Consider the following 23,107-nt stretch of genomic DNA (forward strand, 5'->3'; position numbering starts at 1 on the left):
AGGCATCGCGCGCATCACGAAGGGCCGAAAAACAAGCAGACGAAATACGGCAGCACGACTCCGCGCGCAAACGGACCAGCAAACGGACCAGCAAACGGACCAGCACGAACAAACCGATACAACGCTGCAAAAGACGGGCAAAATCGGCACGACACAATAAACGGCGCAGCAAACAGGGACGCGACACACAAGCTAACGAACATCGCATCGCGCATCGTCTGCGCGCCCCAGGCGCGCGGATTGCTCCACCCAGCATCGCGTGCATGCAGTACCTCGCAAACGGCTTGACTCCCAGCCTGGAAGGCGAAGGAGGAACCCATGCAAGTGACTGTCAACGGCATCGATACGCACTATGTCTTCGACGACAGGAGCGGTGGGCCCGCGCTGGCGTTCATTCATCAACTCGGCGGCGACCTTGGCGTGTGGGACACGCTCGCCGGACATTTCCGCCATCGTCACAGCGTGTTGCGCTATGACGTGCGTGGCCACGGCGCGAGTGCCGTCGCGAGCAAGCCCTTCGGCTTCGCAGAACTCGCCGCCGACCTCGACGCGCTTTTCGACGCAACTGGCATCGAGCATGCGCATCTCGTCGGCATGTCGATGGGCGGCATGATCGCGCAGCAGTTCGCGCTCGATTACCCGGAACGCGTGACGACGCTCACGCTTTGCGACACGGCTAGCCATACGCCGCCACAAGCGCGCGAAACGTGGAACGAGCGCGCCGCGACGGTACGCAGCGACGGTCTCGGGGCGCTCGTCGACGCGACGATGGCGCGCTGGTTCACCGCCGACTTCCGGCGCACGCATGCGCCGACTGTCGAGCGGATTTGTGACGTTTTATTACGGACCCCTTCAGAAGGCTATGCGATGGCCTGCGAGGCGCTACGCGATTTCGACGTGGAAAACAGGCTCGGGCAAGTGCGAGTGCCGACGCTCGCAGTGGCGGGCCGCCACGACAACGGCACGCCGATGGCGATGACGCAGGGCCTCGCAAGAGCGATAGAAGGTTCGCATTTTGTGGTGCTCGACGCCGCGCATCTGGCCCCGGTAGAGGAGTCGCACCGTTTCACCGCGTTGCTCGAAACGTTTCTCAAGCAGTTGGTCTAAGTAGTTCGAAGTAAATGCATCATGGCAGTGGCAGCAGACGCAGTTGAGAAGTGAAGTATAAAAAGGGAGAGCAGTCCACATAAGAGGTGATGCGGGACCCACCCCTTGAATTCCAGAACGAACGCTCCATGTAATGACCGAGAAGGTCGGGGAGCACAGGAAAAAGGAGTGTCGCCATGCAAATGATCTACAACAGTCCCAACTATTGCGTTGTCGAGTTCCCACCGCAGGACGGCCATAGCGCCATGCGCGCAGGCGGCTACGAGATCGTCGACAAGAACGCGCGCCGCGAGATCTTCATCGACGGCGTGATGGCGGCACGTTTTCGCGAAGACGTGCAAAAGCTGATGGACGAAGACCAGTCGCTCGACGAAGTCGACGAATTCCTCGGACAGTTCGACAGCCTCATGCAGCAACCCGTCGTGCTTCACTGACGCTAGCGCACCCCGCGGCACTCAACGCGCAGCGTCCTTCACACGAAACCCCGTCCGGCTTGGCCGGCCGGGGTTTTCTTTTGGCCGTCCGGCGCGCGCCACAGCGGTTGCCTGCGCGCGACGCCGCCGGCAGCGGCCCATTGCCGCAGCGGCTACAATGTGAGGTTTCCCAGTTCAACCGGCACCACGCCCGCCCGCGATCCATGAACCAGCCCGCAGCCCTTGCCTCGCGCCCCGCCGGGGACGCCAAATACACGCGCGGCGCAGCGCTTCCCGCGCTGCTCGCCTCGCGTATCGTGATCCTGGACGGCGCGATGGGCACGATGATCCAGCGCTACAAGCTCGACGAAGCCGCCTACCGCGGCGAACGCTTCAAGGACTACCCGCGCGATATCAAGGGCAACAACGAACTGCTCTCGCTCACGCAGCCGCAGATCATCAGCGAGATTCACGAGCAGTATCTCGCGGCGGGCGCGGACATCATCGAGACCAACACGTTCGGCGCGACCACAGTGGCCCAGGACGACTACGGCATGGGCGAACTCGCCATCGAGATGAACGTCGAGTCGGCGAAGCTCGCGCGCGCCGCGTGCGACAAGTATTCGACGCCGGACAAGCCGCGCTTCGCCGCGGGCGCGATCGGGCCGACGCCGAAAACGGCGAGCATCTCGCCCGACGTGAACGATCCGGGCGCGCGCAACGTGACGTTCGAAGAACTGCGCCGTGCGTACTACGAGCAGGCGAAGGCGCTCATGGACGGCGGCTGCGACCTCTTCCTCGTCGAGACGATCTTCGACACGCTCAACGCCAAGGCCGCGCTGTTCGCGCTCGACCAGCTCTTCGAAGACACGGGCGAGAATCTGCCGATCATGATCTCGGGCACCGTCACCGACGCCTCGGGCCGCATTCTCTCGGGCCAGACCGTCGAAGCATTCTGGAACTCGCTGCGCCACGCGAAGCCGCTCACGTTCGGTCTGAACTGCGCGCTGGGCGCGGCGCTCATGCGCCCGTACATCGCCGAACTTGCGAAACTCTGCGACACGTACGTCTCGTGCTATCCGAACGCGGGCCTGCCCAACCCGATGAGCGACACGGGCTTCGACGAAACGCCCACCGATACTTCGGCACTGCTCAAGGAATTCGCGAGCGCCGGTCTCGTAAACCTGGCGGGCGGCTGCTGCGGCACGACGCCTGAGCACATCGCGGCCATCGCCCGCGCGCTCGCCGAGATCAAGCCGCGCCGCTGGCCCGGCCAGTATCGCGACGCTGCCTGACGACACATTCGATCACTGCTTTCGAGTCCCGCTCCAACACCATACGATCCGGTCCCACGCCATGACTGACCATACCCTGCGCCTTTCCGGCCTCGAACCCTTCAACGTGACCGAAGGCTCGCTGTTCATCAACGTGGGCGAGCGCACCAACGTGACCGGCTCGAAGGCATTCGCGCGGATGATTCTCAACGGCCAGTTCGACGAGGCGCTCGCGGTTGCGCGGCAGCAGGTCGAAAACGGCGCGCAGGTCATCGACGTCAACATGGACGAAGCCATGCTCGACTCGAAGGCGGCGATGGTGCGCTTCATGAACCTCATCGCGTCCGAGCCCGACATCGCGCGCGTGCCGATCATGATCGACTCGTCGAAGTGGGACGTGATCGAGGCGGGCCTGCAGTGCGTGCAGGGCAAGGCCATCGTCAACTCGATCTCGCTCAAGGAAGGCAAGGAGCAGTTCGTGCATCACGCGAAGCTCATTCGCCGCTATGGCGCGGCGAGCGTCGTGATGGCCTTCGATGAGAAGGGCCAGGCCGACACCTACGCGCGCAAGACCGAGATCTGCAAGCGCTCCTACGACATCCTCGTGAACGAAGTGGGCTTCCCGCCCGAGGACATCATCTTCGACCCGAACATCTTCGCGGTGGCGACAGGCATCGAGGAGCACAACAACTACGCGGTGGACTTCATCGAAGCCACGCGCTGGATCAGGCAGAACCTGCCCTACGCGAAGATCAGCGGCGGCGTGTCGAACGTGTCGTTCTCGTTCCGCGGCAACGATCCGGTGCGCGAGGCGATCCACACCGTGTTCCTCTACTACGCCATTCAGGCGGGTATGAACATGGGCATCGTGAACGCGGGCCAGCTCGGCGTGTACGCCGACCTCGACGCGGAGCTGCGCGAGCGCGTGGAAGACGTGGTGCTCAACCGCCGCGCCGACGCCACCGACCGTCTGCTCGAGATCGCCGACCAGTTCAAGACCGGCGCCGCGAAGAAAGAAGAGAACCTCGAGTGGCGCAACCAGGACGTGGAAAAGCGTCTTGCGCACGCACTCGTGCTCGGCATCACGAACTTCATTGTCGAGGACACCGAAGAAGCGCGTGTGAAGATCATGGGTGCCGGCGGCCGCCCGATCAACGTGATCGAAGGCCCGCTCATGGACGGCATGAACATCGTCGGCGACCTGTTCGGCCAGGGCAAGATGTTCCTGCCGCAGGTGGTGAAATCGGCGCGCGTGATGAAGCAGGCCGTGGCGCACCTCATTCCGTTCATCGAGGAAGAAAAGCGCCTGCTCGCCGAAACGGGCGCCGATGTGCGCGCGAAGGGCAAGATCGTCATCGCGACCGTGAAGGGCGACGTGCACGACATCGGCAAGAACATCGTGTCGGTGGTGCTCCAGTGCAATAACTTCGAAGTGGTCAACATGGGCGTGATGGTCCCGTGCAACGAGATCCTCGCGAAGGCAAAGGTCGAAGGCGCGGATATCGTCGGCCTCTCGGGGCTGATTACGCCGTCGCTCGAGGAAATGGCTTATGTCGCGAGCGAAATGCAGCGCGACGACTACTTCCGCATCAAGAAGATTCCGCTGCTGATTGGCGGCGCGACCACCTCGCGCGTGCATACGGCCGTGAAGATCGCGCCGCATTACGAAGGTCCGGTCGTGTACGTGCCGGACGCGTCGCGTTCGGTTTCGGTGGCGTCGAGCCTGCTTTCGGATGAAGGCGCGACGAAGTTCATCGACGACCTCAGGACCGACTACGACCGCATTCGCGATCAGCACGCGAACAAGAAGGCTCAGCCTTTGGTGACGCTCGAAGAAGCGCGCGCGAACAAGACGAAGATCGACTGGGCGAATTTCCAGCCCGTGAAGCCGAAGTTCATCGGCCGCCGCGTGTTCAAGAACTTCGACTTGAACGAGCTCGCGAATTACATCGACTGGGGTCCGTTCTTCCAGACGTGGGATCTCGCCGGTCCCTATCCGCAGATCCTCAACGACGAGATCGTGGGCGAGTCGGCGCGCCGCGTGTTTTCCGACGCGAAGTCGATGCTTTCGCGCTTGATTCAAGGCCGCTGGCTGCAGGCCAACGGCGTGATCGCGCTGTTGCCCGCGAACACGGTGAACGACGACGACATCGAAATCTACACCGACGAATCGCGCAGCGAAGTCGCGCTCACGTGGCGCAACCTGCGCCAGCAGTCGGTGCGCCCTGTGGTGGACGGCGTGATGCGTCCGAACCGCTCGCTTGCCGACTTCATCGCGCCGAAGGACTCGGGCGTGGCGGACTATATCGGCATGTTCGCGGTGACGGCAGGCATCGGCGTGGACGTGAAGGAAGCGCAGTTCGAAAAGGACCACGACGACTACAGCGCGATCATGCTCAAAGCGCTCGCGGACCGCTTCGCGGAAGCGTTCGCCGAAGCATTGCACGCACGCGTGCGCCGCGATTTGTGGGGCTATGCAGCCAGCGAAACGCTCGACAATGACGCGCTGATCGCCGAAAAGTACGCGGGCATTCGCCCGGCGCCTGGCTACCCGGCGTGCCCGGATCACCTCGTGAAGCGCGACATGTTCGACTTCCTGCAGGCGGGCGAGGTCGGCATGAGCGTGACGGAATCGCTCGCCATGCTGCCGGCTGCGAGCGTTTCGGGCTTCTATCTCGCGCACCCGGACAGCACCTATTTCTCGGTGGGCAAGATCGGCCAGGACCAGCTCGCCGACTATGCAAAGCGTATGTCGCTCTCCGACGCGGACGCCCGCCGCGCGCTCGCGCCGCAGCTCTAAGCCGCACGGCGCGCCGCCCCGGGCGGCGCGCTTTCTCCCGTCGCGCTACCCCCTGTTGTCGCCGCCCGACATACGCCATCCGGCAAGGTGAAGATTACGCGCGCGCGATTTTTCGGCTTTGTAAGATGGCCCGGCAAGACCCGGTATCACCTGCATGACACCCGGCCACATGCGGCAACGCCGCGCCGGCTCGATCATCAGCAAATCCTTAAAACGCAAAATCGAAGCAACCTCGACGGAGAAATCGTATGAAGAAGCTGATGTTGATGTTGACCGCCTTCGGCGTCGCGGCGCTTGCGCAGCCGTCGTTCGCCCAGCCGGCCGCGCCGGAGCAGGCGAGCCCGGCGACGTCGTATTCGGCGCCCACCGAAAAGCACGTGAAGAAGCCGAAGAAAAAGAAGATGAAGAAGTCGGAGGCTTCCGCTGCCGAACCGGCGGCCGCCAGCGAGTAACGTGAGCCGAAGGTGAACAAAAGCAAAGAGCCCGCGATGTTGCGGGCTCTTTGCTTTTGGAATGTCGAATCGGACGGGGCAGCCGGAGCTGTCCTCACAGGCTAGCCGCTGCGCGCAATGGAGACAGCGTAATCCCTCGCTCACCGGTCGGTCACGTCACGCAAGGACGTCAAACACGGACCTCAAATGCCCCACAATACGTCGTTGTCTTCCTTCTTTGCGGCGCGCAGCATATCGAGGAAAGGAAAGGCGCGTTGCGCAAGGCCGACCGGCAGTTCGTGATGCACGCGGTCATCCTCGCCTTCGTGGAAGTGGCCTTCCTGCTCGTGGCGCTCTTTCTTGTCGGTGGCGATGGCCGCTTCGAGCTTGGTGATGGCGGTGTCGAGTTCGTCGTGGGTGATCACGCCGCGCGGGCCGAGCCGCTTGCCGATGATGCCGAGAAGGTATTGTGCGAGGTTCTCCAGCATCGTGACGTCGGGCGCCGCGTGACATTTAAAAGTAACCAGCATGTCTGTTCCCTTTATGATTTTTTGGATCTGCGCGTGACGTTCCGGCCTGCGAAGCCAGACGGGCCAAGGCGACCCATGTCGCGCTACCTCATTTCACATATTAGCACCTGCTAAAATCCGTCAGGACGGAATTACCCGCAGGGTGCGGCGCCCGGACGTTCTGGCGTCAGGTACGCCACCACGCCGCCTGCCGCAACGAGGCCGCCCGCGCATTGGCGCATTGCAGGTGGCCCGCCGCGAGGCTGGCGCGCCCTCACCCGTATTCGGCGGTCGGCGCCGCCAAGCCAGGGGCCATGCCCCGGGTTACGCCCCCAGGCGCCGGCGCCGCATCCCCATTACCCGCACAGGACTTGCAACCAGCATGCTGCCCGCACAGAAACACACCCTGGAGACCCTGCTCGCGCAAGCCGTAGCCCAGGTGGCGAAGGCCACCGAAGGCGCGAGCGAAGCCGCATTCGACGTGCCCGCGATCACGCTCGAGCGCCCCAAGGTCGCCGCGCACGGCGACGTCGCCTGCAACGTCGCGATGCAGCTCGCCAAGCCCATGCGCGCGAACCCGCGCCAGCTCGCCCAGCAGATCGTCGACGCCGTGCTCGCCCAGCCCGAGGCCGCAGGCCTCGTCGAGGCAGCCGAAGTGGCCGGCCCCGGCTTCATCAACCTGCGTCTGACCGCGAACGCGAAGCGCGCCGTGATCGGCGCCGTGTTCGAGCAGGGCGAGGCATTCGGCCGTTTGCAGCGTGAAGCCGGCAAGCGCGTGCTCGTCGAGTTCGTCTCGGCGAACCCCACGGGCCCGCTGCACGTGGGCCACGGCCGCCAGGCCGCGCTCGGCGACGCCATCTCGAATGTGCTCGCCTCGCAGGGCTATGACGTGCACCGCGAGTTCTACTACAACGACGCGGGCGTGCAGATCGGCAACCTCGCCGTCTCCACCCAGGCGCGCGCGCGCGGCTTCAAGCCCGGCGACGCCGAATGGCCCGAGGCTGCCTACAACGGCGAATACATCGCCGACATCGCGCGCGACTACCTCGCGGGCGAAACCGTCGCGGCCAAGGACGGCGAACCCGTCACGGGCGAGAAAGACCCCGAGAACCTCGAAGCGATCCGCCGCTTTGCCGTGGCCTATCTGCGCCACGAGCAGGATCTCGACCTCCAGGCGTTCGGCGTGAAGTTCGACCGCTACTACCTCGAGTCGTCGCTGTACACGGAAGGCCGCGTCGAGAAGACCGTCGAGGCGCTGGTCGCTTCGGGCGAAACCTACGAGCAGGAAGGCGCGCTGTGGCTCAAGACCACCGACTACGGTGACGACAAGGACCGCGTGATGCGCAAGTCCGACGGCACGTACACCTACTTCCTGCCCGATGTGGCCTACCACGTCACCAAGTGGGAGCGCGGCTTCACGAAGGTCATCAATATCCAGGGCTCCGACCACCACGGCACCATCGCGCGTGTGCGCGCGGGCCTGCAGGCGCTCGGCATCGGCATTCCGAAGGGCTATCCCGACTACGTGCTCCACAAGATGGTCACGGTGATGCGCGACGGTCAGGAGGTGAAGATCTCCAAGCGCGCAGGCAGCTACGTGACGGTGCGCGACCTGATCGAATGGTCAGGCGGCGCGAACCCGGGCAGCGAAGTCTCGCCCGACCTGCTCGACGAAGCGACTATCCGCCGCGGCCGCGACGCTGTGCGCTTTTTCCTCATCTCGCGCAAGGCCGACACCGAATTCGTGTTCGACATCGACCTCGCGCTGAAGGAAAACGACGAAAACCCGGTGTACTACGTGCAGTACGCGCATGCGCGCATCTCGTCGATTCTCGGCGACTGGCAGGGCAAGTTCGGCGGCGATCCGGCCGCGCTGCCCAAGGTCGATCTCGCGCCGCTCGCGAGCGAGCGAGCGCTCGCGCTCATCGCGAAACTGGGCGAATTCCCCGACATGCTCACGCATGCAGCCAGCGAACTCGCGCCGCACGCGGTGGCGTTCTACCTGCGCGAACTCGCCGCTGAGTTTCACTCGTTCTACAATGCCGAACGCGTTCTCGTCGACGACGTCGCCGAACGCGACGCCCGCGTCGCCCTCCTCGCGGCCACGCGCCGGGTGCTCGCGAACGGCCTGGCCGTGATCGGCGTGTCCGCGCCGGAGCGCATGTAACGAGACGCGCGAGACCCGCGCGCAGCAGCTTGTATGGGGCCGCCGCCTCGCGCGGACGGCCATTCCAGGATTCTCTTGTTTGCAGGTGATTCAGACGATGGCAAAACCGCGCCGCACTACAAAACAGCAGTCGAAGCAGTCCGGGGGAACCTTTCTCGGCATCGTGCTGGGCCTGATCGTCGGCCTTGCGATCGCGGTGGTGGTGGCTCTCTACATCACGCGCGCGCCCACGCCGTTCGTCTCGAAGGTCGCGCCGCCGGCCGCTTCCGACGTCAGCCAGAGCAACGAGCAAGTCGACCCGAACCGCGCGCTGCAGGGCAAGTCGCCGGGCCAGCCGGTGCCGCAGGCCGCGCAAAGCATGCCGCCCAACACGGCGCCGGGCCAGACCACGAACCAGTCTCAGTCCTCGGGCATGCTCGAAGAGCCGCAGATCGTCGAAGTGCCGCCCTCGGGTTCGAACAACGCCGCCGCCAATAACAACGGCGTGGCTGTCGCGCCGCAACCGTCGACGGGCGAAAACGTCACGAGCGGCACGGCGATCGCGAAGAAGCCGCAGTCGGCCAGCAACTCGACGAGCAACCCGGCGCAGATTCTCGCGAACAACCCGCCGCAGAAGCCCGCCAACGCGGTGCCGACGCCCCCGGCCGCCAAGCCCGGCAGCACCGCGCCCGCACCGGGCGACGCCAACACCGGTTACTTCCTGCAGGTGGGCGCGTACAAGACGTCGGGCGACGCCGAGCAGCAGCGTGCGCGCCTCGCGTTCCAGGGGTTCGAGTCGAAGGTGACGCAGCGCGACGCCGGCGGCGTCACGTACTTTCGCGTGCGCATCGGTCCGTTCACCAAGTTCGACGATATGAACTCGACGCGTCAGCGCCTGTCCGACGCCGGTATCGATACAGCCGTCATCCGCTTCACGAAGCAATAATCGCCGTCCGCGCCGCGCACCGCGCGCCCGCCCACCGAAGCCATAGCAGTTCAGCGGTATCGAGTGAGGCCGGGCCGCGGCGCGCGGCGCGGAGTCCGTCAACAAGCAACACCCACGCAGCACCCGCACGCGCCAGCTTCGCGCCAACGGCGTCTTGCGGCAGACAACCGGCCGCCGCCGGTCCAAGAACAGTGGATTCCTACGCCATGAAACGACTTCTCGGTACGCTTTTTCTCTCGCTTTCGCTGATCGCCGGTGTGGCCCACGCCTCGGCCGAGGCCCCCGTGGCCGGCAAGGACTACACGGTCCTGAAGGCGCCCCAGGCGCTCGACGTGCCCGCGGGCAAGATCGAAGTGATCGAGTTCTTCTGGTACGGCTGCCCGCACTGCAATGCGTTCGACCCGTATCTCGAAGCGTGGATCAAGAAGCAGGGCCCGGACGTCGTGTTCAAGCGCGTGCCGGTGGCATTCCGTGACGATTTCATCCCGCACTCGAAGATGTACTACGCGCTCGACGCGCTCGGCCTCGCCCAGAAGCTCACGCCGGTCGTGTTCCACGAAATCCACGTGAACAAGAACTACCTGCTCACGCCGGAAGACCAGGCGAAGTTCCTCGCGACGCAAGGCGTCGATCCGAAGAAGTACATGGAAGCGTACAACTCGTTCTCGACGCAGAGCGCGCTGCAGCGTGACAAGGCCCTGCTCGATGCCTACAAGATCGACGGCGTGCCGACCATCGCCATCCAGGGCAAATACGAAACCGGCCCGGCCATGGTCCAGGGTCCGGAAGACAAGGCGCTGCCGGGCACGGCCCAGGTGATGGACTTCATCATCTCGCAGATCCGCGCGAAGAAGATGTGAGGGACAGCGCCATGCAAGACGCGCCACTGAAGGTCTTCATCACCGGCGCGTCGAGCGGCATCGGCGCCGCGCTCGCAGCCGTTTACGCGCGGCAGGGCGCCGTCCTCGGGCTCGTCGCGCGCCGCGGCGAGGCCCTTGCCGGCTTCCGGCAGGCCCACCCCGACCACCCCATCGCCATCTATCCCGCCGACGTGCGCGACGCCGATGCGCTCGCCGCCGCCGCGCGCGACTTCATCGCACAGCATGGCATGCCCGACATCGTGATCGCCAACGCGGGCGTGAGCCGGGGCGTGCTGACGGGTGAAGGCGATCTCGCCACGTTCCGCGACGTGATGGACACCAACTACTTCGGCATGGTCGCCACCTTCGAGCCGTTCGCATCGGCCATGGCGCTGCATAAGCGCGGCACGCTCGTGGGCATCGCGAGCGTGGCCGGCGTGCGCGGACTGCCGGGCTCGGGCGCCTACAGCGCCTCGAAGGCGGCGGCGCTCGCCTATCTCGAAGCGCTGCGCGTGGAAATGCGCCCGTTCGGCGTGCCCGTGGTCACCATCGCACCCGGCTATATCCGCACGCCGATGACGGCCAAGAACCCCTACCGCATGCCCTTCCTGATGGACGCGGACCAGTTCGCCGCGAAGACCGCGCAAGCGATCGCGCGCGGCACGTCCTTCGCGGTGTTCCCGTGGCCGATGCGTGTGGCCGCCACGATGCTGCGCGCGCTGCCGCGCTGGGTCTACGACCGCGTGTTCGAAAAGGCGCTGCGCAAGCCGCGCGCGGCGAGCCACTAAGCCGCTCCGGCTCGCCGCACGGCGCCCCCATGCCATATGGGTATGTGGATTAAATTGTTGTCTCGGCAAATTCCCTTCGATAAGCTTGGCTCGTCCGGGCGCCCTTCATAGCCTTCTCGCCTCTCCTGAATCGAACAAAACGGGGCGCCGCCCGCCACCGAAGAACCACGGAGATCCCATGCGCTTCACCTCGCCCACCGCGCGCACGCTTGCGTCTGCTTTCGTGCTCGCGACCGTGCTTGGCGCCGCGTTCGCGGCCACGCCCGCGCTCGCCAAACCGCTGACGGTCTGCACCGAGTCGAGCCCCGATGGCTTCGACGTCGTGCAGTTCAACTCGCTCGTCACGACCAACGCGTCCGCCGACGTCATCTTCAATTCGCTCGTGGCTTATGACGAAGCGCAAAAGAAGGTCGTGCCCGCGCTCGCGGACAAGTGGGAAGTGAGCGCCGACGGCCTGACCTATACGTTCCATTTGCGGCCCGACGTGGCGTTCCAGACGACCGAATGGTTCAAGCCCACGCGCACGCTCAACGCCGACGACGTGGTCTTCACGTTCGATCGCATGCTCGACGCGAACAATCCGTGGCACAAGGTGGCTGGCGCGAGCGGCTTCCCGCATGCACAGTCGATGGGCCTCGTGAAGCTCGTGAAGTCGGTCACGAAGGTCGATGCGAACACGGTGAAGTTCGAGCTCAACGAGCCGAACGCCACGTTCCTCTCGATCCTCACGATGGGCTTCGCGTCGATCTATTCCTCCGAGTACGCCGACCAGTTGCTCAAGGCCGGCAAGCAGGTCGACCTCAACGCGAAGCCGGTGGGCACGGGCCCGTTCGTACTCAAGAGCTACACGAAGGACGCGGTGATCCGCTACGACCTGAACCCGACCTACTGGGGGCCGAAGCCGAAGGTGGACCGCCTGATCTACGCGATCACGCCCGACGCCGCCGTGCGCGCGCAGAAGGTGAAGGCCGGCGAATGTCAGATCGCGCTTTCGCCCAAGCCCCAGGACGTGGCCGCGGCGAAGGACGACAAGTCGCTCAAGGTGGTGGAAACGCCCGCGTTCATGACGGCGTTCGTCGCGCTCAACACGCAGAAGAAGCCGCTCGACAACCAGAAGGTGCGCCAGGCGCTGAACATGGCGTTCGACCGCACGACGTACCTGAAGGCGATTTTCGACAACACCGCCACGCCCGCGGCGAACCCCTGGCCGCCCATCACCTGGGGCTACGACAAGTCGATCCAGCCGTATCCGTATGACCCGGCGAAGGCAAAGCAATTGCTCGCAGATGCGGGCTTCCCAAACGGCTTCGCGACGACGATCTGGGTGCGTCCGAACGGCAGCGTGCTGAACCCGAACCCGCGCGCGGGCGCGGAGCTTTTGCAGGCCGATTTCGCGAAGATCGGCGTGAAGGCCGAGATCAAGGTGATCGAGTGGGGCGAGTTGATCAAGCAGGCGAAGCAAGGCCAGCACGACACGCTCTTCATGGGCTGGGCCGGCGACAACGGCGACCCCGACAACTATCTCTCGCCGCTCTTTAGCTGCAATGCGGTGCAGTCGGGCATCAACTTCGCGCGCTTTTGCGATCCGCAGCTCGACAAGCTGATCGCCGACGGCAAGGCCACCGCCGACCAGGCCAAGCGCGTGAAGCTCTATGAAGCCGCCCAACAGATCATCCACGACCAGGCGCTGTGGATTCCGCTCGGCTACCCGACCGCCGCCGCCATCACGCGCACGAACGTGAGCGGCTATCAGGTGAGCCCGTTCGGACGCCAGAACTTCGCGAGCGTCGCGGTGCAGTGACGGCAGGAGCATGCCGGGCGTTCGCGCCCGGCGCGCCGATTACCAACCTGCCCCGACGATCACGAATTGAAACACGCCCGCCTGCGCCAAACATGCGGGAAGCCCGCCGCAGGCGGGCGAGCGCCCTTTCCTCCCATTACCGCCCGTAAAATTCGCGCGCAGTTTGTTGCAGTTTGGTAACTCAAGCCGGCGAGCGCCTGGCTACATTGAAGCCATCGAATCTTCAACCGAAAGGCTCAAAATGAAAACCAAACTCTTTGCCGCGCTGGGTGCTGGAGCGCTCGTCCTGGCCGCCTCGCAAACCGCGATGGCCGGTGTGGTAGTCGGCCTGAACGTCGGCGTGCCCGCTCCGGTTTATGTTGCACCCGCACCGATGTATGTCGCGCCGCAGCCCGTTTATGTCGCGCCGCGTCCGGTCTACGTCGCGCCGCCCGTGCGCGTTGCCTACGCGCCGGCTGTCGTGATCGGTTGGCACGGCGACCGCTACTGGGACGGCCACCGCTGGTACGGCCGCAACGAATGGCATGGCCGTCGCGGCTGGTACTAAACCCGCAGCCTGAAATGCAGAGCGCCTCGCAAATTGCGAGGCGCTTTTTTTACGCGATGTCGTTACATCGCGCCCGGATTACTTGCGGTCCGCGACGATCTGATCGAACGTGCCGCCATCGGCGAAATGCGTAGCCTGCGCACTTTGCCAGCTGCCAAACACCTGCTCGACCGTGAAGGTCTTGATCGGCTTGAACTCGTTTGCGTGCTTCGCGAGCACCGCGGCATCGCGCGGACGCAGATGGTGCTGCGCGATGATCTCTTGCGCGGCGGGCGAATACAGATAGTCGAGATACGCCTGCGCGGTCTTGCGCGTGCCGCGCTTGTCCACGACCTTGTCGACGATCGTCACCGGCGGCTCCGCCAGCAGACTCACCGAGGGATAGACTGCTTCGAAGTCCTTCGCACCCACGCCCGTATCGATGAGCGCCACTTCGTTTTCGAAGGTCACAAGGACGTCGCCAATGCCGCGCTGCGTGAACGTCGTCGTGGCGCCCCGGCCGCCCGCGTCCAGCACGGGCACGTTCTTCAGGAGCGCGCGTTCGAAGTCGAGCGCCTGGGCGTCGCTCGCGCCCTGCTGCTTGCGGTAGCCCCACGCGGCCAGATAGGCGTAGCGTCCATTGCCCGACGTCTTCGGGTTGGCGATCACGACCTGCACGCCAGGCTTGGCGAGATCGTCCCAGTCCTTGATGTGTTTGGGGTTGCCCTTGCGCACGAGGAACACCATCGTCGTCGTGTAGGGCGCGCTCGCGTCGGGCAGGCGCGTGCGCCAGTTAGCGGGCACAAGATGCCCCTGCTGCGCGAGCAGGTCGATGTCGTTGGGCTGGTTCATCGTCACGACATCGGCTTGCAGGCCTTGCAGTACCGAGAGCGCCTGCGCGCTCGAAGCGCCGTGCGACTGCTTGATCGACAGGGTCTCGCCGGTCTTCTTCTGATAGTCGGCGATGAAGCTCGCGTTGATGTCCTTGTACAGCTCGCGCGTCACGTCGTATGAGACGTTGAGGAGCGACGTTTCGGCGTGCGCCGCCGCCGCGCCAAAGGTGTTGATGGCGATGATGCCCGCGCCAAGCCAGCGCGCCGTGCGTCCCAAACCTGCCATGGTGATCCCCGTCTGTCGTTGAAAGGCGTTTCGGCACGCATGATTTTCGTAAGCAGGCCGAACGCTCGATTCTAGCGAGCCGGGGCGCACGGCTTATACCGATGCAAGCTTTGCTTTGCGGCTTTCGTGCTAAGGCCTGTTACGCCATGATGTGCGCGCCGCCGTCGATATACACCGTGTTGCCGCTCATGCGGCGGGCGTAGCGCGTGGCGAGATACGCGGTTGCGTAGCCGACGTCCATGATGTCGACGAGTTCGCCGAGCGGCGCGCGCTCCACCGCCTCGGCGAGCATGCGGTCGAAGTCTGGCAGCCCCGAGGCCGCGCGCGTCTTGAGCGGCCCAGGCGAGATCGCGTGCACGCGGATGCCGATCGGGCCGAGTTCGTACGCAAGATAACGGCACGACGCTTCGAGCGCCGCTTTCACCGGGCCCATCATGTTGTAGTTGGGCACGACGCGGTTCGCGCCGTCGTAGCTCATCGCGAAGAGCGTGCCGCCGTGCGGCATGAGCGGCGCGGCGCGCTTCGCCATGCGGATGAACGAGTGGCACGACACGTCCATCGCATACGCAAAGCCCTGCGCCGACGAATCGAGCAGCCCGCCCTGCAGATCCTCTTTCGGCGCATAGGCGATGGAGTGCAGCACGATGTCGAGCGCCCCCCATGTTTCGCGCACGGCATCGAAGACAGCGTCGAGCTGGCCGTCTTCCTCGACGTTCAATGGCAGCAGCAATTGCGCGCCCAGTTCGTTGGCGAGCGGTTCGACATAGGGCTTGGCCTTGTCGTTGAGATAGGTGATGGCGAGCTGCGCACCGAGATCGGCGAACGCGCGGGCGCAGCCGTAAGCGATCGAATCGGCGTTCGCCACGCCGGTGACGAGCGCGCGCATGCCGGCAAGCGGCCGTTCGGGAGGAGTATGCATGGCTGACCTCGCAGTGGATGACGGCCGGTGATGGCCGCGGATGCAGTTGCCGATCTGGCTGCCGATGTGTCGACATCAAATCGACGCGCCGCATCGGTGGGGATGCGGCGCGCCTGGGGTGGCACGGGAACGCGCCTGCTTACTCGCTCGCGCTACGCGTCGCGCGGCGGCGCGTGGCCGTCGTGCCCGCAGCGCGCGTGGAGGTGGGCGTAGATGCCGCGCGCGAGCGGCGCGCCGCCGTTTTGGCAGCCGGCGCCTTCTTCGCTTCGGCCGGTTCCGCGGTCTTCACCTTCACACCGGCGCGCGCCGCACGCATGGGTTTGGCGGGCGCGGCGTGTTCGCTCGCAGCGGCGGCCTTCGCGCGGGAGGACTTCGCGGGCACTGCCGGGGCTTCGGGTTCCGCAGCCTGTGCGGCGGAGGATGCCTTGACGCCCTGTTCCGCGCTGCCGTCGCCAGCCGTACCGCCGCCAGCACCCGAAACACCGCCATCCTCCGACGACGACCCGCCGTCGTCGAGCGGCGGCAGTCCCGACTTCTCGCTGCCCGGCTCGACGCCGAGTGCACGCTGTACGTGGCGATAGCGCTCGCGGCGCTCGCCTTCGAGCGGCGCCGACACGGTCGCGATGCGGTACACGGCCGCGAGCAGCGCGCGGCGCAGCTTCATGTCGGGCACGATCTCGGGCAAGGCCTCGATCGCGGCCTGCGGATCGAGCTGCACGATCGCACCCTGGCGGCGCGCCGCTTCCTTCAGCTCGGCGATGCTCGGCTGGCGATCGCCGAGATACTCGCGCGCGAGTTCACGCATGCGCTGGAACGGCCGGTACTGCACGGTATGCATTTCGTCGACGATGTACGCGGCAATGCGCATGAACGCGTCGACGAGCGTGCCCTTCGTGAGATGCGCGCGCGCCGCGCGCAGGCGGTACTGCGCAAGCTCCTTGCGCAGCGCCATGAGCGGCGGCGCGATGGGCTCGAGCGGCTCGTTCGGCGTCACGCCCACCAGGGCCTGCACCCACGGCGCGGTGTAGACGTTGTAGAACGTGCTTTCGATCCAGGCGTCGCGCGCGTCGCGGTACGCGTCCAGCGTTGCCTCGATGGTCGCCGAAGTCTGCTTTTCGAGCAGCGTGAACGGATTGTCGGGCGCGGTCGGCTTGCGGTGCCCGCGCACCGCTTCCGCCATGGCGGGCAGCACGCCGAGCGCCGGGTTCGCGTCGCTCATCACGCTGCGCTCCACGCGCGACGGGTGCGACTCGCGCAGCGCATGCGCGCTGAACGCATTGGTCGACGCGCGCACGAACGGCGAAACGTAGAGGTCATAGAGACGCTGGTTATTCTCGGCGAAGCGGCGCACCACTTCGAAGGGCTGCTCGTCGTCGCGGCCATCGTCGAGCGCGAGAATGTCGTCGATGGTGCGGCGCTCGAAGCGGATCTCGTAGCGCCCTTCGAGCGCTTCGAGGCGCGCGGCTTCCGGCGTCGAGTCGGTGATCTTCGCTTCGTAGAGGCCCGGCGGCAGCACGTCGATCAGGTCCAGCGCCGAGAATAGTTCGGTATGCTCCTTATTGGCCACACTCGCAGAAACGAAGATGCCAAGGTGCCCCACTTTGTCGTGCAGGCAGTACACGATCACCTGCTCGTTGGCGACGATCTCGTCGACGCTCGCGTACAGGTCGGGAATCCAGTTGAGTGCCTGCTGCGGCGGCGTGATGTTGTCGCCCCACGAAGCGAGCACGATGATCGGCGTGCGGATGTTGCGCAGGTCCACCGGCGAACGCGCGTTCTTCGCGAACACCTCGTTGCGCGTGAGGTGGTTGCCCACGAAGAGGTTCTGCACGATCCAGTCGATCTCGGCGCGGTTCAGCTGGAAATGGCCGCCCCACCAGCGCTCGAATTCGAGGAAGCGCTCACGCTCGGAATCGACCCTCGAATAGAGGTTGTAGAGCTTGCCCCAGTACGTGTTGGCCGGATTGAGGTACTCGAAGTTCTGCACGAGATGCGCGCCGTCGAAGCGGCCGTCGCCCAGGTCCGCCGCGAGCGAGGACATCCACGAGCCGCCCAGCATGCCGCCCGAATAGCGCATGGGGTTCTTGCCGCGCACGCCTGCCCAGTACGACAGCGGCGAGCCCGCGAGCATGAGCGGGCCGACCAGCGCGGGCGCGGAAGCCGCGAGCAGCGCCGCGGCCCAGCCGCCCTGGCAGTTGCCGATGATGAACGGCAGGCCGTCCGCGTCGGGATGCAGTTCGCGCACGCGTTGCACGAACACGCCTTCGGCCTGCGCGACCGACTGGATCGTCTGCGTTTCGCAGGGCACCGGGAAGAAGGTCACGAAATAGCACGGGTGCCCCTTGCGCAACGCGATGCCGACTTCGCTGTCCATCTTGAACCCGGCAATGCCGGGACCGTGGCCCGCACGCGGATCGATCACGACGAAGGGGCGCATGCGCGGATCGGTCGGCACGCCCTCTTCGGGCTTGATGCGCAGGAGTGCGTAGTTGCAGGGATCGTCGAGTTCGCGGCCGTCGACGATCACTTCGTAGTCGAACGCGAGCACCGGCGGCATGCCCGCCTGCTCGTGCACGTAAGTCTGGTTGCCGCGCTCGCGCAGCACGTCGAGGAACAGCACGCTGCGCTGCCAGGCGTCGTAGAGGTATTCGTAGAGCGGCTGCGCGGCCGTGGGTGCGGATTGCGCCGATTCGATTGCCTGGCTCACTGCCAACGACACGGCCGAAGCCGCCTCGGTCAGCGGCGTCTGAGGCGATGACTCGTCGCCGGCTGCGCCCGCGAGGGGCCAGAAAGATGTGGCCGATGCGGTGGGCAGAAACGAAAACGGCGACGAAAGCAGCGGCGAGGAGGTGGGAACTGCCACGAGACGAATCTCCTTTAAGGGAGCGCCTGCTCGCCTCGCGGCAAGCAAGCGCCAGGCCGGCGCGGGCCGTGGACGCGCGCCTTCAGGACGAATGACGCGCGGTGCCTGGCCGCTGCCCTTGTTCTGCCGCCCTCACACCGGCGGCACTATGGGCAACGCGGCCGGCAAAAGATATTCGCGGCCGCGTGCACGCTTTGTGCGCCTCGCGACCGCGACGTGAAAAGAGCCAGATCATGTTGCACTGCGGCATCTAAAAACTTAGGCTGCGGCCCAGCGAAAGTCAAGGTTCGCGGCGGGCCTGAGGGCGTCCTCAATGATCGCAACGCCCTGTGAACGAAGCATGACAGGCACGACTGTCGGGCCTGAACGCGGCGTGTCACGATGCCGCACCGGCCTGGCGCGCATCCAGCCGACTGCCTCATTCGCGCTGGTCTACACTGTTACCGCTTTGCGCGCCGCAGCATGGTCCAGATGCACGTCCTAGTGGAGACCGCCATGACTTCATCGCCTGACAAATATTCGGTTCTGCTCGCCCGTTGCGGCGGCCTCGCGCCCGTGCCCACCGCCGTGGCGCATCCCTGCGACGTGTCCTCGCTCACCGGGGCGCTCGACGCCGCGAACCTCGGCTTGATCGTGCCGATCCTCGTCGGCCCCGAGGCGAAGATCCGTGCGGTGGCCGAGGAAGCCGACCTGCGCCTCGATGGCATCACCATCATCGACGCGCCGCACAGCCACGCCGCCGCCGAACTCGCCGTGCGCGCCGTGCGCGAGGGCGATGCCGAACTGCTCATGAAGGGCAGCCTGCACAGCGACGAGCTGCTCCACGAAGTCGCGCTCGGCGCCAACGGCCTGCGCACCGAGCGGCGCCTCTCGCACGTGTTCGCGATGGACGTGCCCTCGTACCACAAGCCGCTTTTCATCACCGATGCGGCCGTCAACATCTTCCCCAAGCTCGCCGACAAGGCCGACATCGTGCGCAACGCGATCGACCTCGTGCAGGCGCTGGGCGTGGGCACGCCCAAGGTCGCCATTCTCGGCGCCGTGGAAACCGTGTCCGAAAAGATGCCCTCCACCATCGACGCCGCCGCGCTCTGCAAAATGGCCGACCGCGGCCAGATCACGGGCGGCCTGCTCGATGGCCCGCTCGCCTTCGACAACGCGATCAGCGTCGAAGCCGCGCGCATCAAGGGCATCCACTCGCCCGTCGCAGGCGACCCCGACATCCTGCTGGTCCCCGACCTCGAAGCGGGCAACATGCTCGCCAAGCAACTCACCTTCCTCGCCGGCGCGGAAGCGGCCGGCATTGTCCTCGGCGCGCGCGTGCCGATCATCCTCACGAGCCGCGCCGACAGCGTGCGCTCGCGCATCGGCAGTTGCGCGATCGCCGTACTGCTCGCGCATGCGCGGCGCGCGCGCAAAGCCACGGAGATCCTGTGAGCAGCGTCCAATCCCAGCCGGCCGTGGAAGGCCATGTGGTGCTCGTCGTGAATGCGGGTTCGTCGAGCATCAAGTGTTCGGTGTATCGCGTGATCGAAGACGAACACGTGGAAGGCGGTGCGCGCGCGCTGCATGGCGCAGGCGGGCAGATCGAGGGCATCGGCGTCGCGCCGCGCGTCGTGGCGCATATGGCCGACGGGCGCCTGATCGTCGACGAGAAGTTTCCTGTTGCCCAGGTCGCCGATCACGACGCCGCGTTTCGCCTCTTGCGCCTCGTGCTCGCCGTGGGCCTGCGCGACACGCCGCCCGCCGCGATCGGTCACCGCGTGGTGCACGGCGGCGCGCGCTACGCCGACGCCGTGCTCATCGACGACGAAGTGATCCAGGAGCTCGACGCGCTCACGCCGCTCGCGCCCCTGCATCAGCCGCACAATCTCGCCGCGATTCGCGCGGTGCGTCAGGCCGCGCCCGAGCTGCCACAGGTGGCGTGCTTCGACACCGCATTCCATGCGGGCAACGACATCATGGCGCAGCTCTTCGCGCTGCCGTACAGCTACTACGGCGAGGGCGTGCGACGCTACGGCTTTCACGGTCTCTCGTACGAGTACATCGCCAAGCACCTGCATCAGGTCGCGCCCGATATTGCGCGAGGGCGCGTCGTCGTCGCGCATCTGGGCAACGGCGCAAGCCTGTGCGCGATGAAGGACGGCAAGAGCGTCGAGACCACCATGGGCCTCACCGCGCTCGACGGCCTGCCCATGGGCACACGCTGCGGCGCGCTCGACGCGGGGGCCGTGCTCTGGATGATGGCGAAGGGCATGGATTACCATGCCATCGAGAAGGTGCTGTATCAGGAGTCGGGCCTGAAGGGCCTGTCGGGCTTGAGCAGCGACATGCGCGAACTGCTCGCGAGCGGCAGCGACCGGGCCAGGCTCGCGATCGACTTCTATACGTATCGCATCGCGCAGGACGTGGGCAAGCTCGCCGTGGTGCTGGGCGGGCTCGACGCTCTCGTGTTCACCGCGGGCATTGGCGAGCATGCCGCGCCCATTCGCGCCCAGGTGTGCGAGCGGCTCGCGCCGGTTTTCGGCACCGCGCTCGACGCCCAAGTCAACGAGGTGGGCAGCAGTGATGGAAACGAGCGCGTGAGCACGCGCGACAGCCGCGTTCCCGTTTTTGCGATCCGCACCGACGAAGAAGGGATGATCGCGCTCCATACGGCACGGTTGTTGCGGGCGGCGCTCAAGCGCTGAACGGGCCTCCGCTGCGGTTCGCTGCGCCTGACCTCAGGCGTAGGCCGGACCGCCCTCGTCGAACGCCTCGTCGCGCAACCGCCCCGGCGCTGCGCCATGGACCAGCGTATCGACGAAATACTTCGAGCGCGGCCACGGCCCGAAGCCTGCCGCCGTGTTGATGTGTCCTGCATCGCCGAGATTCACGAACGTGCTGCCCAGTTGCTGCGCGAGCGCGCGGGCGCCTTCGAGCGGCATCCACGGATCGGTTTCGCTGCCGATGAGGATGGACGGCACGGGAAGCGGCCGCGCCTCGAACGCGCCGGCAAAGCGGAACTTCTCGGGACTCGCGGGCGCGACGAACAGCACACCGGCAATGTCGGCGCCGCCTTCCCCCAGCACGCCCGTGTGCAGCGCATGCGCCGCCACGAGGCAGCCGAAGCTGTGCGCGGCCAGCAGGAACGGCCCGCGCTCGCCCGCTAGCCGCCGCGCGAGCCCCGCGCCCCAGACCGCGAGATCGGGCGCGTCCCAGTCGTCCTGCTCCGCGCGCAGCGAGCGCGCGAACTGGCGTTCGAGCCAGCTCTGCCAGTGAGCGCCGTCGCTGCCGTGCAGGCCCGGCACGGTGACGAGGCGGGGCGGCCAACGCATTTGCGCGCACGAAAGCATGATTATTTCCTCGCTGGAACACGGCGTGAATCGATTGTGGCCTGCGAGCCGCGCGCGCCGAACCAATTTTTTTTGCTTAGCTTTTCGGCGCCCCCGGCGTGGCCCGGTGCGAGACACGCCGCAGGCAGGCGCGCCGCGATTTGCCCGGCGGGCGCGGGCCTGAAAAAGTAGAATGGTGCCAGTGCACGCGGCTCTCGCGGCTCTAGCGGGCCACACGCAACTCGACAGCGCGCGTATGTTTGAGCCGCATAGCCGTTACCAGGGACAGGTTCACCCATCATGAAGATCATTTTCTGGTTCCCGCAGACCGACGCCTCCACGTGGCTCCACGGCCTCGCGCGCGCCCTGCCCGATGCCGAGTTGCGCGAGTGGCAGCCCGGCGACACCGCCCCCGCCGACTACGCAGTCGTCTGGCACCCGCCGCGCGAACTCTTCGGCGTGCCGGGGCTTCGCGCCATCTTCAATCTGGGCGCGGGCGTCGACGCGATCCTCGCCCACGAACGCGAGCGGCCGGGCACGCTGCCCGGCACCGCCATGCTCGTGCGGCTCGAAGACTCGGGCATGGGCCGGCAAATGAGCGAGTACGTGCAGCATGCCGTGCTGCGCTACCTGCGCCGCTTCGACGAATACGCGCTCGCGCAGGCGCGCCGCGAATGGCACGTGCTCGCGCCGCATCCGCATGAGACCTTCACGGTTGGCGTGCTCGGTCTGGGCGTTCTGGGCGCGCAGGTCGCGCACGCGGTCGCCTCGCTCGGCGTGCCGGTGCGGGGCTTTTCGCGCAGCATGAAGACGATCGCGGGCATCGAAACGTATTCGGGCGAGTTGCACGGCGAGCAGTTCGACGCCTTCCTCGACGGCGTCAAGCTGCTCGTGAACCTGCTGCCCGCCACGCCCGACACCGAAAGCGTTCTCAATACGCGCACGTTCGGCAAGCTCTCGCGCGGCGCCTATCTCGTGAACGTGGCGCGCGGCACGCATCTGGACGAACAGGACCTGCTCGACGCGCTGGCCAACGGCACGCTCGCGGCGGCGACACTCGACGTGTTCCGCGAAGAGCCGCTGCCGCCCGATCACCTCTTCTGGCGCGAGCCGCGCATCACGATCACGCCGCACAGTTCGGCGCTCACGTTGCGCGACGAAGCGATCTCGCAAGTCGCCGACAAGATCGGCGCGCTGGCGCGCGGCGAGACAGTGAGCGGCGTGGTGCACGTCGGGCGCGGTTACTGAACATCGGAACATCGCATCGGAACATCGCGAAACATTTCAAATA

Annotated in this window: 19 protein-coding genes; 14 read left to right on the plus strand and 5 right to left on the minus strand. The window is 65.9% G+C overall.

Going from position 1 to position 23,107, the window contains the following annotated elements:
* The first annotated feature begins 318 nt into the window (after window positions 1–318).
* The 5 genes from pcaD (at window position 319) to M3I54_RS25290 (ending at window position 6,046) form a co-directional block, all read left to right on the plus strand.
* On the plus strand, window positions 319–1,107 hold the full coding sequence (gene pcaD, locus M3I54_RS25270) for a 3-oxoadipate enol-lactonase (protein WP_254340936.1): 789 nt from the start codon (window positions 319–321) through the stop codon (window positions 1,105–1,107).
* A 176-nt stretch (window positions 1,108–1,283) separates the two neighbouring features.
* Window positions 1,284–1,541, plus strand: coding sequence for a DUF3567 domain-containing protein (locus tag M3I54_RS25275; RefSeq protein WP_028201771.1), 258 nt, complete (start codon window positions 1,284–1,286; stop codon window positions 1,539–1,541).
* A 203-nt stretch (window positions 1,542–1,744) separates the two neighbouring features.
* Window positions 1,745–2,815, plus strand: coding sequence for a homocysteine S-methyltransferase family protein (locus tag M3I54_RS25280; protein WP_254340937.1), 1,071 nt, complete (start codon window positions 1,745–1,747; stop codon window positions 2,813–2,815).
* The gene (gene metH / locus M3I54_RS25285; protein ID WP_375542207.1) at window positions 2,733–5,594 is read left to right on the plus strand and encodes a methionine synthase; all 2,862 of its coding nucleotides are present in this window, start codon (window positions 2,733–2,735) and stop codon (window positions 5,592–5,594) included. Before M3I54_RS25280 ends, metH begins: the two co-directional genes overlap by 83 nt.
* Before the next feature lie 248 nt (window positions 5,595–5,842).
* Window positions 5,843–6,046: a hypothetical protein gene (locus tag M3I54_RS25290; RefSeq protein WP_028201768.1), complete on the plus strand. Its 204-nt coding sequence runs from the start codon at window positions 5,843–5,845 to the stop codon at window positions 6,044–6,046.
* A gap of 182 nt (window positions 6,047–6,228) precedes the next feature.
* On the opposite strand, the gene M3I54_RS25295 is transcribed toward M3I54_RS25290, so the two are convergent.
* Entirely contained in the window at window positions 6,229–6,555 is a 327-nt protein-coding gene (locus M3I54_RS25295; protein WP_254340940.1) for a DUF1840 domain-containing protein, read from the minus strand.
* 361 nt (window positions 6,556–6,916) lie between these two features.
* On the opposite strand from M3I54_RS25295, the gene argS reads away from it, so the two are divergent.
* From argS to M3I54_RS25325, 6 genes are all read left to right on the plus strand, one after another.
* Window positions 6,917–8,701 (plus strand): arginine--tRNA ligase, encoded by a 1,785-nt coding sequence (gene argS, locus M3I54_RS25300; protein ID WP_254340942.1) that lies wholly within the window; start codon window positions 6,917–6,919, stop codon window positions 8,699–8,701.
* A 97-nt stretch (window positions 8,702–8,798) separates the two neighbouring features.
* Window positions 8,799–9,626 (plus strand): SPOR domain-containing protein, encoded by an 828-nt coding sequence (locus M3I54_RS25305; protein ID WP_254340944.1) that lies wholly within the window; start codon window positions 8,799–8,801, stop codon window positions 9,624–9,626.
* Between the two features lie 206 nt (window positions 9,627–9,832).
* Window positions 9,833–10,486 (plus strand): thiol:disulfide interchange protein DsbA/DsbL, encoded by a 654-nt coding sequence (locus tag M3I54_RS25310; protein WP_254340946.1) that lies wholly within the window; start codon window positions 9,833–9,835, stop codon window positions 10,484–10,486.
* A gap of 11 nt (window positions 10,487–10,497) precedes the next feature.
* Complete coding sequence (locus M3I54_RS25315) at window positions 10,498–11,274, plus strand: SDR family oxidoreductase (RefSeq protein WP_254340948.1); 777 nt, start codon at window positions 10,498–10,500, stop codon at window positions 11,272–11,274.
* A 178-nt stretch (window positions 11,275–11,452) separates the two neighbouring features.
* Window positions 11,453–13,075 (plus strand): ABC transporter substrate-binding protein, encoded by a 1,623-nt coding sequence (locus M3I54_RS25320; protein ID WP_254340950.1) that lies wholly within the window; start codon window positions 11,453–11,455, stop codon window positions 13,073–13,075.
* 241 nt (window positions 13,076–13,316) lie between these two features.
* On the plus strand, window positions 13,317–13,622 hold the full coding sequence (locus M3I54_RS25325; RefSeq protein ID WP_254340952.1) for a hypothetical protein: 306 nt from the start codon (window positions 13,317–13,319) through the stop codon (window positions 13,620–13,622).
* Between the two features lie 78 nt (window positions 13,623–13,700).
* On the opposite strand, the gene M3I54_RS25330 is transcribed toward M3I54_RS25325, so the two are convergent.
* From M3I54_RS25330 to M3I54_RS25340, 3 genes are all read right to left on the minus strand, one after another.
* Window positions 13,701–14,720, minus strand: a complete 1,020-nt coding sequence (locus M3I54_RS25330; protein WP_254340953.1) for a sulfate ABC transporter substrate-binding protein — start codon at window positions 14,718–14,720, stop codon at window positions 13,701–13,703.
* Between the two features lie 139 nt (window positions 14,721–14,859).
* The gene (gene fabI, locus M3I54_RS25335; protein ID WP_254340955.1) at window positions 14,860–15,639 is read right to left on the minus strand and encodes an enoyl-ACP reductase FabI; all 780 of its coding nucleotides are present in this window, start codon (window positions 15,637–15,639) and stop codon (window positions 14,860–14,862) included.
* A 139-nt stretch (window positions 15,640–15,778) separates the two neighbouring features.
* Window positions 15,779–18,502 (minus strand): DUF3141 domain-containing protein, encoded by a 2,724-nt coding sequence (locus tag M3I54_RS25340; RefSeq protein ID WP_309249639.1) that lies wholly within the window; start codon window positions 18,500–18,502, stop codon window positions 15,779–15,781.
* A 495-nt stretch (window positions 18,503–18,997) separates the two neighbouring features.
* Between M3I54_RS25340 and M3I54_RS25345 the strand changes: the two genes are divergently transcribed.
* Both M3I54_RS25345 and M3I54_RS25350 read left to right on the plus strand, forming a co-directional pair.
* Window positions 18,998–19,939, plus strand: coding sequence for a bifunctional enoyl-CoA hydratase/phosphate acetyltransferase (locus M3I54_RS25345; protein WP_254340957.1), 942 nt, complete (start codon window positions 18,998–19,000; stop codon window positions 19,937–19,939).
* Window positions 19,936–21,192 (plus strand): acetate/propionate family kinase, encoded by a 1,257-nt coding sequence (locus M3I54_RS25350; RefSeq protein ID WP_254340959.1) that lies wholly within the window; start codon window positions 19,936–19,938, stop codon window positions 21,190–21,192. The genes M3I54_RS25345 and M3I54_RS25350 overlap by 4 nt, the downstream gene beginning before the upstream one ends.
* Window positions 21,193–21,225: 33 nt before the next feature.
* Here M3I54_RS25350 and M3I54_RS25355 read toward each other — a convergent pair whose 3' ends face one another.
* The gene (locus tag M3I54_RS25355) at window positions 21,226–21,837 is read right to left on the minus strand and encodes an alpha/beta hydrolase (RefSeq protein ID WP_254340961.1); all 612 of its coding nucleotides are present in this window, start codon (window positions 21,835–21,837) and stop codon (window positions 21,226–21,228) included.
* A gap of 279 nt (window positions 21,838–22,116) precedes the next feature.
* Between M3I54_RS25355 and M3I54_RS25360 the strand changes: the two genes are divergently transcribed.
* On the plus strand, window positions 22,117–23,064 hold the full coding sequence (locus tag M3I54_RS25360) for a glyoxylate/hydroxypyruvate reductase A (protein ID WP_254340962.1): 948 nt from the start codon (window positions 22,117–22,119) through the stop codon (window positions 23,062–23,064).
* Window positions 23,065–23,107 lie beyond the last annotated feature (43 nt).

The sequence above is a fragment of the Paraburkholderia sp. CNPSo 3274 genome, from assembly GCF_024206475.1.
Classification (GTDB): Bacteria; Pseudomonadota; Gammaproteobacteria; order Burkholderiales; family Burkholderiaceae; genus Paraburkholderia.